The organism is Mesorhizobium sp. M1182 (genome assembly GCF_040318335.1).
GTDB lineage: Bacteria > Pseudomonadota > Alphaproteobacteria > Rhizobiales > Rhizobiaceae > Mesorhizobium.
In genome coordinates, this window is record NZ_JAMYMD010000006.1 from 92,031 (window position 1) to 105,644 (window position 13,614).

Below are 13,614 nucleotides of genomic sequence, written 5' to 3' on the forward strand. Positions count from 1 at the left end.
AATTCCGGCGCATGAAGAATGCTGACAGGCTGGTTCATGCCCGATATGGGAATTCTTTTTGTCGCCGGCAATCGGCGGCGGCAGGAAAACCCGGCTCAGGCTTCGTTTCTCTTGGCCAGGACATCGTCGATGATCGCCCGAGCTGCCAGAAACGCGGCTTCTATAGCCATTTCCGACGTGTCGAGCAAGTGCGCATCGGCGGCCGGCTTCAAGGGTGAGTCCATGCGGCCCATATCGCGCTCGTCGCGGCGCACGATATCGGCAAGGATTTCGTCGAAATTGGCAGTGCCGCCGATGCTCTCGATTTCATCCAGCCGCCGCTTTGCCCGCACCTCGGCACTTGCCGTGACATAGAGTTTTACGTCGGCATCGGGACAGACGACGGTGCCGATGTCGCGGCCGTCGAGCACCGCGCCAGGCGGTGTTCTTGCGAAGTCGCGCTGTTTCTCGACCAGGATGCGCCGCACCGACGGGATCACTGCCACTTTCGAAGCCGCCTCGCCAACGGCGTGTGCCGAAAGCACTGCGCGGTCGAGCTTTGCCAGATCGACCTGCCGGGCCGCGGTTTCAGCGGCCGAAACATTGTCGAGCGGCAGGCCGAGCCGGAGCAGCGCATGCGCCACCGCGCGATAGGTAAGGCCGGTATCGAGCAGGTTCAGCCGGTAATGGTCGGCGAGCCGTCGGGCGAGGGTGCCTTTGCCGGCGCCGGCAGGGCCGTCGATGGCGATGGTGAAGGTTGGGGTCATTGGCCGCCCACCGGAATCGAAAAGCGCAATGATCCAGATAGGCGTGGCGATCCTTCGCGCCCCCCTCTGTCCTGCCGGACATCTCCCCCACTCGGGGGGAGATCGGCGGCCATCGCGGCTTTCGCCAATTGTCTACGTCGCAGGATTGAGCGGAGCGCCGAAGCTGCCAATCTCCCTCCTTGTGGGGGAGATGTCCGGCAGGACAGAGGGGGGCGCTGTCCCGCCGACGTTCCAGTTTGGCCCCAACCCCCAAGGCTATTGATTGCCATCAAGCTACTCGATCTCCGCCCCAAGCCCCTTCATCAGCCCCATAAACTCCGGAAAACTCGTTGCGATCATCGCCTGATCGTCGATGGTCACCGGTTTTTCCGTCGCCAGCCCCATCACCAGAAAGCTCATGGCGATGCGGTGGTCGAGATGGGTCTGGACGATGGTGCCCTGTCCGTTGGGATGCTGGCCGAGGCCCTTGCCGCCGGGTTTTCCGCGCACGACAAGCGAGGCCTCGCCCTCGGTGCAGTCGACGCCGTTGAGCTTCAGCCCGTTGGCGACCGCCGACAGCCGGTCGGATTCCTTCACGCGCAGCTCTTCCAGCCCGAGCATCAGCGTTTCGCCCTCGGCGAAGCTCGCCGCCACGGCAAGCACCGGATACTCGTCGATCATGGTCGGCGCCCGTTCGGGCGGCACGGTGACGCCCTTCAGCTCGGAATAGCGCACGCGCAGATCGGCGACATCCTCGCCGCCTTCGTTGCGCGGATCGATTATGTCGATGCGCGCGCCCATTTCCTGCAGCGTCAACAGAAGTCCGGTGCGGGTCGGGTTCATCAGCACGTTTTCGATTGTAATGTCCGAGCCGGGCACGATCAGCGCCGCCACCAGCGGGAAGCCGGCCGAGGAGGGGTCGCCAGGCACTGCGATCGTCTGCCCCGTGAGCTTGGCCTGGCCTTCGATGAAAATGTGGCGCACGCCGCGCTCGTCGGTCTCGACCGACAGATTGGCGCCGAACCCCTTGAGCATCTTTTCGGTGTGGTCGCGCGTCATAACCGGCTCGATGACGGTGGTGATGCCCGGCGTGTTCAGCCCAGCCAGCAGCACCGCCGACTTGACCTGTGCCGATGCCATCGGCACGCGGTAGGTGATCGGAGCGGCGTGCTTGGGCCCGTGCAGCGTGATCGGCATGCGGTCGCCGGGCGTCGCCTTCAGCACCTGCACGCCCATCTGGCGGAGCGGCTCGAGCACCCGGCCCATCGGCCGGCCGGACAGCGAGGCGTCGCCGATGAAGGTGGTTTCCATGTCATAGGTGCCGACCAGGCCCATGGTGAGGCGTGAGCCGGTGCCGGCATTGCCGAAATCGAGCGGGCCTTCCGGCTGCAGCAGCGCGCCGTTGCCGGTACCGCGGATCACCCACTCAGCGCCATGCTTCTCGATATGGGCGCCCATGGCCTTCATGGCAGCGCCCGTACGCATCACATCCTCGCCTTCCAGCAGCCCGGTGATGCGGGTTTCGCCGGAGGCCAGGCCACCGAACATGAACGAGCGGTGCGAGATCGACTTGTCGCCCGGCACCCGTGCCGCGCCTGAAAGGCCAGATGATTTGCGGGCGGTGGCCTGCTTCGGGGCGGCAGTGTGCGACATGGTTCTTTCCTGGAAACGCCGGCGGCCGGCCATTTTCTGCTGGTTTGCCGGGTCTCCTATCATGGCGTGCCGAAATGGTCATCCCCTTGGTATGAAGGCCTTCGAATTCAAGCTTTTTGGGACGCCGGCTTTTCGCTTTGACAGCGCCGTAAACTCTGGTTAAGGGGACCAAACTTTCATCGACGAGGCTTGCTGTGGCAAAACCCGAACTTGGCACCAAACGCATCGACCCGGAGACAGGTCGAAAATTCTATGACTTGAACAAGGACCCGATCGTCTCGCCTTACACGGGCAAGAGCTATCCGCGCTCCTATTTCGAAGAAGGCAAGATCGCCGCCCTCGAGGAGGAAGAGGAAGTTGCCGAGAAGGAAGTGGACGCCGAGGAGGAAGAGGGCGTCGAGGTCGTCTCGCTCGAAGAGGCGGACGAGGACGCGAAGGCCGACGAGCTTCCCGATCTCGGCGATGACGAAGACGACGTTGACCTTGGCGATGACGAGGATGACACGTTCCTCGCCGACGAGGAGGAAGAAGACGACGACGTTGCCGACATGATCGGCGTCGGCGAAGACGACGACGAGGTCTGAGCGAACCGCATTCGCCGGCTTTCGCGGCGCTGCCTAGAAAAAGCGGTTCTTGAAGGCTTGATATTGACTGAAGGCGGGGTTAGAAGCCGCCTTCACTAACGGCGCGGTCTAGAACCCGCGCCGGATCTCTTCGCCGGAAACGGCGCCGGTGAACTGCCGGAGTGGGGCCATAGCTCAGTTGGGAGAGCGCTTGAATGGCATTCAAGAGGTCGTCGGTTCGATTCCGATTGGCTCCACCAGTTCTCTCCGCGAAAATCAGCAGAACGGCCGCCCCGCCCGCCGGGCTGGCCGCCGCCTATCGCAGAACCTAGCTGAAACTAGTTAATCGGCCGCCCGGCTTGGGCTCGCCGATCCATTCAGAAGTAATGAGCCCGTGCCCGGTCTCTGCATATTTCTGGCTGTGGTTTGAACCGCGAGCACCGGTCTGGACCAGGCCGCGGGCTGAATGACCGCTGCGCAAAACTCCGTTACTTGTTGCAGTTCTGCATATCCGACGTCATAGCGCCGCTGGGTGTGTTGTTGTCGGTATCGCTGCCCGCCGTATCCTTGCAGCGATCCTCCATACCGTTTGTCTGCGGCGTGGTAGCGTTCGTTGCGTTCGGATCGATTGTGTTCGGGGTAGTTGCGCTGCCGGTCCCGGTGTTGCCGCCGGAAGTGCCTGTGTTGACGCCGGTATTGCCATCGGCGCTACCGGTCCCGGAGCCCATGGATTGTGCCATGGCAGATGTGGCCAGGCCGATAGCAAGTAGGGATGCAGAGAGAATTTTCATCATCTTAGTGTCTCCATCGAGTTGCATCGCTGGATCGCGATCTATACCAACGAGAGTTTTTTCGAGATGTTCCGTTGGGCAGAAATATTGATCGATACAATCATTATGGATCTTTGTTGCTCGTCGTTTCGTGAATGCGGCTGCGAAATTCCTGCCGCATAGCGGCAATTTCGTCTGGAACCAAATCGAGCATGCCGCGTTCTTGCGCTTGCGGGGAGTTGTGTCGGCCGCAGGGGACAGTTTCACCAGGACATTCAAGAAATCCGTGAGCTGGGAGGGGCGCTGTGAGCGTGCTTGCATCCACAAGGCAATTGGACCGTCGTCAAATACTGAACGCGCTGAAGGCTTTTCGGAGCGGTGATTTCTCCGTTCGTATCGACAATGTCTACGCCGGCCTTGATTCCGAGATCGCCGACACCTTCAACGAAATCGTAGAACTCAACGATCAGGTCACGCGCGAGTTCGAACGCCTCAGCAAGGTCGTCGGCAAGGATGGCCGGATCGGCGAACGCGGCCGTGTCCGCAACGCCACCGGCAGTTGGGAATCGAGCGTCCGTTCCGTCAACGATCTGATCGAGGACATGGTTCAGCCGACGGCCGAAGTGGCGCGCGTCATCGGCGCGGTGGCCAAGGGTGACCTGTCGCAGACGATGATGGTCGAAATCGACGGCCGGCAGCTGCGCGGCGAGTTTCTGCGCATCGGCAAGATCGTCAACACCATGGTCGGGCAACTGGCCTCCTTCGCCTCGGAAGTGACGCGCGTGGCGCGCGAGGTCGGCACCGAAGGCAAGCTGGGCGGCCAGGCTCGCGTGAAAGGTGTGGCCGGAACCTGGAAGGACCTGACCGACAACGTCAACGCCATGGCGACGAACCTGACCGGGCAGGTGCGCAACATCGCCGAGGTGACGACCGCCGTCGCTTCCGGCGACCTGTCGAAGAAGATTACCGTCGACGTGAAAGGCGAAATCCTCGAACTCAAGAACACCATCAACACGATGGTCGACCAGCTCAATTCCTTCGCCTCGGAAGTGACGCGCGTCGCGCGCGAAGTCGGTACAGAAGGCAAGCTCGGCGGTCAGGCGCGCGTCGAAGGTGTCGGCGGCACCTGGAAGGACCTGACCGACAACGTGAACCTGATGGCCGAAAATCTGACAGGCCAGGTGCGCAATATCGCCGAGGTGACCACGGCCGTGGCGCTTGGCGACCTGTCGAAGAAAATCACGGTCGACGTCAAGGGCGAGATCCTCGAACTGAAATCGACCATCAACACCATGGTCGACCAGCTGAACTCATTTGCCGGCGAAGTGACGCGTGTCGCCCGCGAGGTCGGCACCGAGGGCAAGCTCGGCGGCCAGGCTCAGGTGCGCGGCGTCGCCGGCACCTGGAAGGACTTGACCGACAACGTCAATTCGATGGCCGAGAACCTGACCGGCCAGGTCCGCAACATCGCCGAGGTGACGACTGCGGTCGCTTCGGGCGACTTGTCGAAGAAGATCACCGTCGCCGTGCAGGGCGAAATCCTCGAGCTCAAGGACACCATCAACACGATGGTCGACCAGCTCAATTCCTTCGCCTCGGAAGTGACGCGTGTGGCGCGCGAGGTCGGAACCGAAGGCAAGCTCGGCGGCCAGGCCGAGGTGAAGGGCGTCGGCGGCACCTGGAAGGACCTGACCGATAACGTCAACCTGATGGCCGCCAACCTGACCGGCCAGGTCCGCAACATCGCCGAGGTGACGACCGCCGTTGCCCGCGGCGACCTGTCGAAGAAGATCACCGTCGACGTCAAGGGCGAAATCCTCGAGCTCAAGGACACCGTCAACACGATGGTCGATCAGCTCAATTCCTTCGCCTCGGAAGTGACGCGTGTGGCGCGCGAAGTGGGGTCGGAGGGCAAGCTCGGCGGTCAGGCGCATGTCGAGGGCGTCGGCGGCACCTGGAAAGATTTGACCGACAACGTCAATGCCATGGCCGGCAATCTGACCGTGCAATTACGCGACGTCTCCAAGGTAGCAACCGCGATTGCGACCGGCGACCTGACCCAGAAGATCACCGTCGATGCATTGGGCGAGATCCTGCAGATCAAGGACGTCATCAATACGATGGTCGACCAGCTGAATTCCTTCGCCTCCGAGGTGACGCGCGTGGCGCGCGAAGTCGGTTCGGACGGCAAGCTCGGCGGCCAGGCGCAGGTGCGCGGTGTTGCCGGTACCTGGAAAGACCTGACCGACAACGTCAATGCGATGGCCGCCAATCTGACCGGCCAGGTGCGCAACATCGCCGAGGTGACGACGGCAGTGGCGCTGGGCGACCTGTCGAAGAAGATCACCGTCGATGTGCGCGGCGAGATCCTCGAGCTGAAGGACACCATCAATACGATGGTCGACCAGCTGAATTCCTTTGCCTCGGAGGTGACGCGCGTGGCGCGCGAGGTCGGCACCGAAGGCAAGCTCGGCGGCCAGGCGCAGGTGCGCGGCGTTGCCGGCACCTGGAAGGATCTGACCGACAATGTGAATTCGATGGCCGAGAACCTGACCGGCCAGGTCCGCAACATCGCCGAGGTGACCACCGCTGTGGCGCGCGGCGACCTGTCGAAGAAGATCACCGTCGACGTCAAGGGCGAGATCCTGGAGCTGAAATCGACGATCAACACCATGGTCGACCAGCTGAACTCCTTTGCCGGCGAAGTGACGCGTGTCGCCCGCGAGGTCGGCACCGAGGGCAAGCTCGGCGGCCAGGCGCGGGTCGAGGGCGTCGCCGGCACCTGGAAGGACCTGACCGACAACGTCAATCTGATGGCGACGAACCTGACCAACCAGGTGCGCGGCATCGCCGATGTCGTGACCGCGGTCGCGCAAGGCAATCTCAAGCGCAAGCTGACGGTCGATGCCAAGGGCGAGATCGCCTCGCTCGCCGACACCATCAACGGCATGATCGAGACGCTGGCGACCTTCGCCGACCAGGTGACCAACGTCGCCCGCGAAGTGGGCATCGAAGGCAAGCTCGGCGGCCAGGCCCGGGTGCCCGGCGCTGCCGGCCTTTGGCGCGACCTGACCGACAACGTCAATCAGCTCGCGGCCAACCTGACCACCCAGGTGCGCGCCATCGCCGAGGTGTCGACGGCGGTGACCAAGGGCGATCTGACCCGCTCGATCAGCGTCCAGGCCTCCGGCGAGGTGGCGGCGCTGAAAGACAACATCAACGAGATGATCCGCAATCTGAAGGACCAGACGCTGAAGAATGCCGAGCAGGACTGGCTGAAGACCAATCTCGCCCGCTTCTCGCGCATGCTGCAGGGCGAGCGTGACCTGGCCACGGTCTCGCGCCTCATCATGTCCGAACTCGCCCCGCTGGTGAATGCGCAATATGGCGTGTTCTATGTGACCAACCGCGACGAGGATGAATTCTATCTGGAGCTCGCCGCCTCCTATGGCGCCGAAAGCAAGGCGGAAATCAAGCAACGCCTCGATCTGCGTGAAGGGCTTGTCGGGCAGAGTGCCGCCGACAAGCGCGCCATCATGCTGGACAATGTGCCGCCGAATTTCCTGCGCGTTACCTCCGGCCTTGGCAATGCCGCGCCGGCGAACGTGATCATTCTTCCGGCTCTGTTCGAGGACGAGGTGAAGGCCGTCATCGAACTCGCCTCGTTCAGCGAATTCCGCGACACGCACCAGTCCTTCCTCAACCAGCTGATGGAATCCGTCGGCATCGTTCTCAACACCATCGCCGCCACCATGCGTACCGAAGGCCTGCTCAAGCAGTCGCAGCTGCTGACCTCGGAATTGCAGGCGCGTCAGACCGAACTGACCAAGAAGCAGGAGGAGCTGCACGCCACCAACGAGGAGCTGCAGGAAAAGGCGCAGCTGCTCGAGAACGAAAAGAAGCAGGTGGAGAACAAGAACCTGGAAATCGAGATGGCGCGGCGGGCGCTGGAGGAGAAGGCCGAGCAGCTGGCGCTTACCTCGAAATACAAGTCGGAATTCCTCGCCAATATGAGCCACGAACTGCGCACGCCGCTGAACTCGCTGCTCATCCTTTCAAACCTGCTCGCAACCAACCAGCAGGGCAATCTCAACGACAAGCAGGTCGAGTTCGCGCGCACCATCAATTCGGCCGGCACCGACCTTTTGAGCCTGATCAACGACATCCTCGACCTGTCGAAGATCGAATCGGGCACCGTCTCGATCGACATCAACGACATGCCGGTGGTGCATCTTCGCCAGCACATGGAGCGAACCTTCCGGCAGCTGGCGACCGACAAGGGGCTTGGCTTCACCATCAACGTCGATCCCGAGCTTCCGGAGACCGTCCGCACCGACGAGAAGCGATTGCAGCAAATCGTGCTCAATCTTTTGTCGAACGCGTTCAAGTTCACCTCGCAAGGCGAGGTCCGCTTGAATTTCCGGGCCGAAAAGGCGGGCCGTCACAACGGTTCGGCGCAACCGATGGAGGCGCTCGCGATCGTCGTCAGCGATACCGGCATCGGTATTCCGCAGGACAAGCAGAAGCTGATCTTCGAAGCCTTCCAGCAGGCCGACGGCACAACAAGCCGCAAATATGGCGGCACTGGGCTTGGGCTCTCGATCAGCCGGGAGATTGCCCGGCTGCTCGGCGGCGAATTGCGGGTCGAGAGCACGCCGGGCAAGGGTTCGACGTTCACTCTGGTCATTCCATTCGACGGACCCCGGATGGCCTTGGCCCCGCAAGCGGCGTTGCTGCCGGCGATGGAGGTGGCCGCGACGACGGCGCAGCCGAGCCCGCCGTCCTCCGAATTGCTCGATGACCGCGACACGATCTCGTCGGAAGATCGGGTCGTGCTGATCGTCGAGGACGACCCGACCTTCGGCGGTTTGCTGCTCGGCCTTGCACGTTCGGCCGGGCTGAAAGGCGTCCTGTCGACCGCGGGCTCCGGCACGCTGGCTTTGGCACGCAAGCTGGTTCCCGACGCGATTACGCTCGATCTCGGACTGTCGGATATCGACGGCTGGGTGCTGTTCGATCTGCTTCGCCATGACCCGAAAACCAAGGACATTCCCGTTCATGTCATCTCGGGCGCCGAAGACATCGAGGTGCTTGCCCGCAAGGGTGCATCCAGCATTTCAACCAAGCCCGTATCGTCGGACGAACTGATGAAGGTCTTCCAGGATATTCATTCCAGAAAGCTCCGCGTCCAGAGCCGCGTCCTGATTGCCGATCCCGATCCCGAGCGCCGCCTTTCGCTGATCGAGGCGATCCGCGACGGCGTCACCTCGGTCACGGCGATCGGCCGCGTCGCCGCGAATGCGGACGATATCGGCATCGCCAACTATGATGCCGTTGTGCTCGGCTTTGGCCGCTCGGCCAAGGACAACGCCCAGATGCTGGATGAGATTGCCGTCCTGTTCGGACAGTCGGTGTCGCGGCTGCTGTTCTTTGCGCCTCATCCGGAAGCGCTGCAACAGTCGCTCGCCTTGCATCCGGCATTGGCGGACGTTCCGCGGGCGGAGAATTTCGCGCAGCTGGCTCTCCTGATATCCGCGACGCTCCCGGGGCGAGGCCACGACAACAATAGTGCGGCAGCCGAACAGCCGGACAAGTTCGACCTCGCCGGCGCAAAGGTCCTCATCGTCGACGACGACATCCGCAACATCTATTCACTCACCAGCGTTCTCGAGACCTATGACATCCAGGTGCTGCATGCGGAGCGTGGCCGGGAAGGTATCGCGCTTCTGGAGCAGAGCCCGGACATCGATGCGGCACTGATCGATATCATGATGCCGGAAATGGATGGCTACGAGACGATGCGGCAGATCCGCAGCATGCCGGCGATCGCCCATATCCCGTTGATCTCGGTCACAGCCAAGGCAATGAAGGGCGACCGGCAGAAGTGCCTCGACGCCGGCGCCTCCGACTACATCGCCAAGCCTGTCGACCTTGATCTGCTGCTGGCATTGCTGCGTGTCTGGATCGGCCGTTCGCGATCCCGTGTTCATGGTCCGGAAAAGACGCTCATGGCAGTGAACTGACGGCCGCTCGATGCAGAAACTGTCGAGAAACGGAGCAAGGAAGCTGGAGGTTATGGCGCCGGCAGCAGGGCCGGCAAAGGCGCGCATCCTGGCCGTGGATGACGACGAGCGCAATCTGCTGGCGATCGGCGAGGTTCTGGCCCCTATCGGTGAAGTCGTCTGCGTGCAGTCGGGCGAAGAGGCGTTGCGCGCACTGCTGAAGGAGGATTTCGCAGTCATCCTGCTGGATGTGCTGATGCCCCGGCTGGATGGCTACGAGACCGCGGGATTGATCCGCCAGCGTGAGCAATCCAGGCGAACGCCGATAATTTTTCTCACCGCCATCAACAAGGAAGACGCGCACATGCTGCGCGGCTACGACGCCGGCGCGGTCGATTACGTGTTCAAGCCTTTCGACCCGGCCATGCTGCGTTCCAAGGTCGCCGTGTTCGTCGAACTTCATGAGAAGACGCTGGAAATCCAGCAAAAGGCGGCTGCCGAGCAACGGCTGCTGGCCCAGGCACTGCAGGCGCAGAAGGAAAAGCTCGAGGCCGAGCGAGCCCTGCGCAGCGCCCAGGAGCGGCAGCATGCCATTTTGAGCTCTCTTCCGGTCTGCTTCCACGCAAGGGCGGCGGAGCCGCCGTTCGGCGCCAGCTTTGTCACCGAAGGGGTCGAACGCCTGACCGGCTTTCCTGCCGAACGGCTGATCGCCGATCCGGGCTTCGGCCTGAGCCGGGTTCATCCCGACGATCTGCCGAGAGTGAGGGAGGTCCTGCTCGCAGCCAAGGCCACCGGCTCCTACACCTGCGAATTCCGCTGGCAATGCGCCGACGGCAATTACCGGATTTTTCTCGACCAGGGCGTCCTGTCGAATGGCTCCGACGGCAAAGAGCCTGAGATCCTCGGCACGTTGCTGGACGTTACCGAGCGGCGCGAGCTTGAGAACCAGCTGCTGCAATCGCAGCGCCTCGACGCGATCGGCAAGCTTACCGGCGGGCTGGCGCATGATTTCAACAATCTGCTTGCCGCAATTCTCAGCGGATTGGGATTGCTCGAGCGCCACGCCGAGTTCGATGGACAGACCAGGCAGGTTCTGGAACTGACACGCCGGTCGGCAAAACAAGGCGCCGAGCTCGTCAACCGCATGCTTGCGTTCTCGCGCCGCCAGACGCTGAGGCCGCAAGCCGTGCGCCTCGCCGCGCTCGGCGATACAATGAACGGGTTGGTGGCCCCGGTCCTGGGCGGCCTGATCCGTTTCGATTGGCTTGTCGACGACACTGTGTGGCCGGCGCATGTCGATGCCAGCCAGCTGGAGCTCGCGCTGATGAACCTGGTCTTCAACGCGCGCGATGCCATGCCGTCCGGCGGCACGATAATCGTGGAGGCGCAAAATCGAACGCTAGGCCGTGCAGCCGAGGATATTTCGGCGGGCGACTATGTCGTGGTCACCGTCAAGGACACCGGGTCGGGCATACCGGCTGACATTCTCGCCAAGGTCGTCGAACCGTTCTTCACCACAAAACCGGTCGGCAAGGGCACTGGCCTCGGTCTGAGCACGGTGCATGGTTTCGTCAAGCAATCGGGCGGCACGCTTCGCATTGAAAGCACCGTCGGCAGTGGAACATCCGTCCAGCTCTGGCTGCCGCGTTCAATCGAGCGTCCGGTCGAAATCCCCGAGAAATCCGATGCCGACGACAGCGTCGTGAATGCCGGCGAGGACTATCCATCGGTCCTGCTGATCGACGACAGCAACGTACTGCGGGAACTGACGGCGCAATCGCTTCGCCAACACGGCTTTGCGGTTACCTGTGCCGCGGGCGGTGCCGAAGCGCTGGCGATGATCGAGCGCGCGCCGTACGATTTCGATGTCATCGTCACCGATTTTGCCATGCCGCTCGTCTCGGGCCTGGAGGTCATTCGGTTCGCCCGCAATCTGCGGGCCGATTGGCCGGCGGTGATGATAACCGGATATGCCGATGCCGACGCGATCGCCGGCCGGCCCCCCGACGTGCCGCTGCTCGGCAAACCGCTGCGCGATAAGGATCTGGTGGAGAGCATTCTTGCAGCGGCCGCGCGCGCCGGCTCGCAGAAAGCCAGGCAGGCCCAGCCGGTGAAAGGCGGGTACCGGTTTTCGACCTGAGGAGACAAGCCTCATCGAATCGAAACGGTACGTTCCGTATCCTCGATCGTCCGCGACATCCAGCCTGTGCGCAACACGGAGCGCCGGCCATGCCGCGCTCGACGGGCTGTGATGCGATTGATAAGCCCTCTCCGCAAGGAGAGTCGAGACATGACCGTTGCGATCGAGATGGGCCAGACGAGCGCAGGCGCCCCGGCGGCGCTGGATCTCGAGGAGCTGCTGGCGACCCGCCTTTTGGTGCAGGGCAATTCGGGCTCCGGCAAGTCCCACCTGCTGCGCCGGCTCTTGGAGCAGAGCGCGCCCTGGGTGCAGCAGACCATCATCGACCCCGAAGGCGACTTCGTGACGCTGGGCGACCGTTTCGGCCACCTGGTGATCGACGCCGAGGAGCATACCGAGCGCGGCCTGCAGAGCGCCGGCGAGCGGGCGCGCATCCACCGCGTCTCCACGGTGCTCAATCTCGAGGGGCTCGACGCCGAGAACCAGATGCGGCGCGCCGCCGCCTTTCTCGGCGGGCTTTTCGAGGTCGCCCGCGACCACTGGTACCCGATGCTGGTGGTGGTTGACGAAGCGCAGCTGTTCGCGCCGGCTGTCGCCGGCGAGGTTTCCGACGAGGCGCGCAAGCTCTCGCTCGGCGCCATGACCAATTTGATGTGCCGCGGCCGCAAACGCGGGCTGGCCGGCATCATCGCCACCCAGCGGCTGGCCAAGCTTGCCAAGAACGTCGCGGCCGAGGCTTCCAATTTCCTCATGGGCCGGACCTTTCTCGATATCGACATGGCGCGCGCCGCCGACCTGCTCGGCATGGAGCGGCGCCAGGCGGAGGCTTTTCGCGACCTCGAGCGCGGGCAATTCATGGCGCTCGGCCCGGCGCTGTCGCGCCGTCCGCTGGGCTTGCGGATCGGCCCGACCGATACAAGTCCGCGCAACGCGACCCCGCGCCTGATGCCGCTGCCGGAATCGGCGTTGGAGGACGCGCGCGCGATCATCCTGGCGGCCCCGCCGCCCGAAACCGTCCGGCCGCAGCGCCGGTCGTCGCCGGACCTGCTCGACCAGCTGATGGCGGCGAAATCGGCGGCGCTGGAAATCCGCCCCGAAGCGGTGGAGCCGCCGATCAGCGCCGAGGATTTGGCGGAGCGCCGCGAGCGCGTCGACCGGGTGCTGCGCGCCGTGCTGGCGCAACCCGATGCCGGCTTCCGGGTCATCGGCGTGCTTTATCAGGAGTTCGTTGTCCGCTGCCGCATCGAGGGCCTCGCCTCGGTCGTGCCGGACCTGCCGGAGTTCCGCCGCATGCTGACCCGCGCCCGCGCCGGCCTCGGCTCCGACATGGCAGGCGATGACGCTTGGCAGGACGTCTCGGCGCGCGCCTCGCTGCTCCCCGAGGACATGCAAGGCGTGTTCATGATGATCGCCCGCGCCGCCAAGGAGGGCTGGCCCTGCCCGAGCGACGCGGCGATCGCCCGCGCCTACGGCTCGCACTCGCTACGCCGCGCCCGGCGCCTGCTGATATATATCGAGGAGCAGGGGCTGATCGTCTGCCAGCTCGACGGGGTTGGAAGGCGGACGGTGACGCTGGTGGAGCTCGCCTGGGCGACCGCGCCGGGCGATCCCAATGCAGAGGACGCGGAGCAGGGGAGGTTGGTGGTGTAAGGGCTGACGCGGTTTGGGCGAAAGCTGACGTCGCTCAACATCAGCAAGCGCCAGAGTGTTCATCGCCGAACCAGTACTCAGACGTCGCGTTTGGGGCCGATAGCGAAATGG

Annotated in this window: 7 protein-coding genes and 1 tRNA gene; 5 read left to right on the forward strand and 3 right to left on the reverse strand. The window is 63.4% G+C overall.

Annotation, left to right across the window (positions count from 1 at the left end):
• Nucleotides 1-95: 95 nt before the first annotated feature.
• A complete protein-coding gene (gene cmk / locus NKH33_RS10205; protein ID WP_352681469.1) occupies nucleotides 96-746 on the reverse strand; it encodes a (d)CMP kinase in 651 nt (216 codons plus the stop codon).
• Between the two features lie 273 nt (nucleotides 747-1,019).
• Nucleotides 1,020-2,378 carry a 3-phosphoshikimate 1-carboxyvinyltransferase gene (gene aroA, locus NKH33_RS10210; RefSeq protein WP_352769039.1) on the reverse strand — a complete coding sequence of 453 codons (1,359 nt, stop codon included), beginning with the start codon at nucleotides 2,376-2,378 and terminating at the stop codon, nucleotides 1,020-1,022.
• 194 nt (nucleotides 2,379-2,572) lie between these two features.
• On the opposite strand from aroA, the gene NKH33_RS10215 reads away from it, so the two are divergent.
• Together NKH33_RS10215 and NKH33_RS10220 are read left to right on the forward strand one after the other, a co-directional pair.
• Nucleotides 2,573-2,962 (forward strand): TIGR02300 family protein, encoded by a 390-nt coding sequence (locus NKH33_RS10215; protein WP_023676282.1) that lies wholly within the window; start codon nucleotides 2,573-2,575, stop codon nucleotides 2,960-2,962.
• A 163-nt stretch (nucleotides 2,963-3,125) separates the two neighbouring features.
• Nucleotides 3,126-3,201 (forward strand) — tRNA-Ala (locus NKH33_RS10220).
• 228 nt (nucleotides 3,202-3,429) lie between these two features.
• Here NKH33_RS10220 and NKH33_RS10225 read toward each other — a convergent pair.
• On the reverse strand, nucleotides 3,430-3,978 hold the full coding sequence (locus tag NKH33_RS10225) for a hypothetical protein (RefSeq protein WP_352469899.1): 549 nt from the start codon (nucleotides 3,976-3,978) through the stop codon (nucleotides 3,430-3,432).
• 44 nt (nucleotides 3,979-4,022) lie between these two features.
• On the opposite strand from NKH33_RS10225, the gene NKH33_RS10230 reads away from it, so the two are divergent.
• The 3 genes from NKH33_RS10230 to NKH33_RS10240 all read left to right on the forward strand — a co-directional run bounded on the left by NKH33_RS10230 (nucleotide 4,023) and on the right by NKH33_RS10240 (nucleotide 13,503).
• Complete coding sequence (locus NKH33_RS10230) at nucleotides 4,023-9,734, forward strand: HAMP domain-containing protein (protein ID WP_352501159.1); 5,712 nt, start codon at nucleotides 4,023-4,025, stop codon at nucleotides 9,732-9,734.
• 52 nt (nucleotides 9,735-9,786) lie between these two features.
• Nucleotides 9,787-11,853 carry a PAS domain-containing hybrid sensor histidine kinase/response regulator gene (locus tag NKH33_RS10235; RefSeq protein WP_352769045.1) on the forward strand — a complete coding sequence of 689 codons (2,067 nt, stop codon included), beginning with the start codon at nucleotides 9,787-9,789 and terminating at the stop codon, nucleotides 11,851-11,853.
• Nucleotides 11,854-12,003: 150 nt separating this feature from the next.
• The gene (locus NKH33_RS10240; protein ID WP_352813848.1) at nucleotides 12,004-13,503 is read left to right on the forward strand and encodes a helicase HerA domain-containing protein; all 1,500 of its coding nucleotides are present in this window, start codon (nucleotides 12,004-12,006) and stop codon (nucleotides 13,501-13,503) included.
• Nucleotides 13,504-13,614 lie beyond the last annotated feature (111 nt).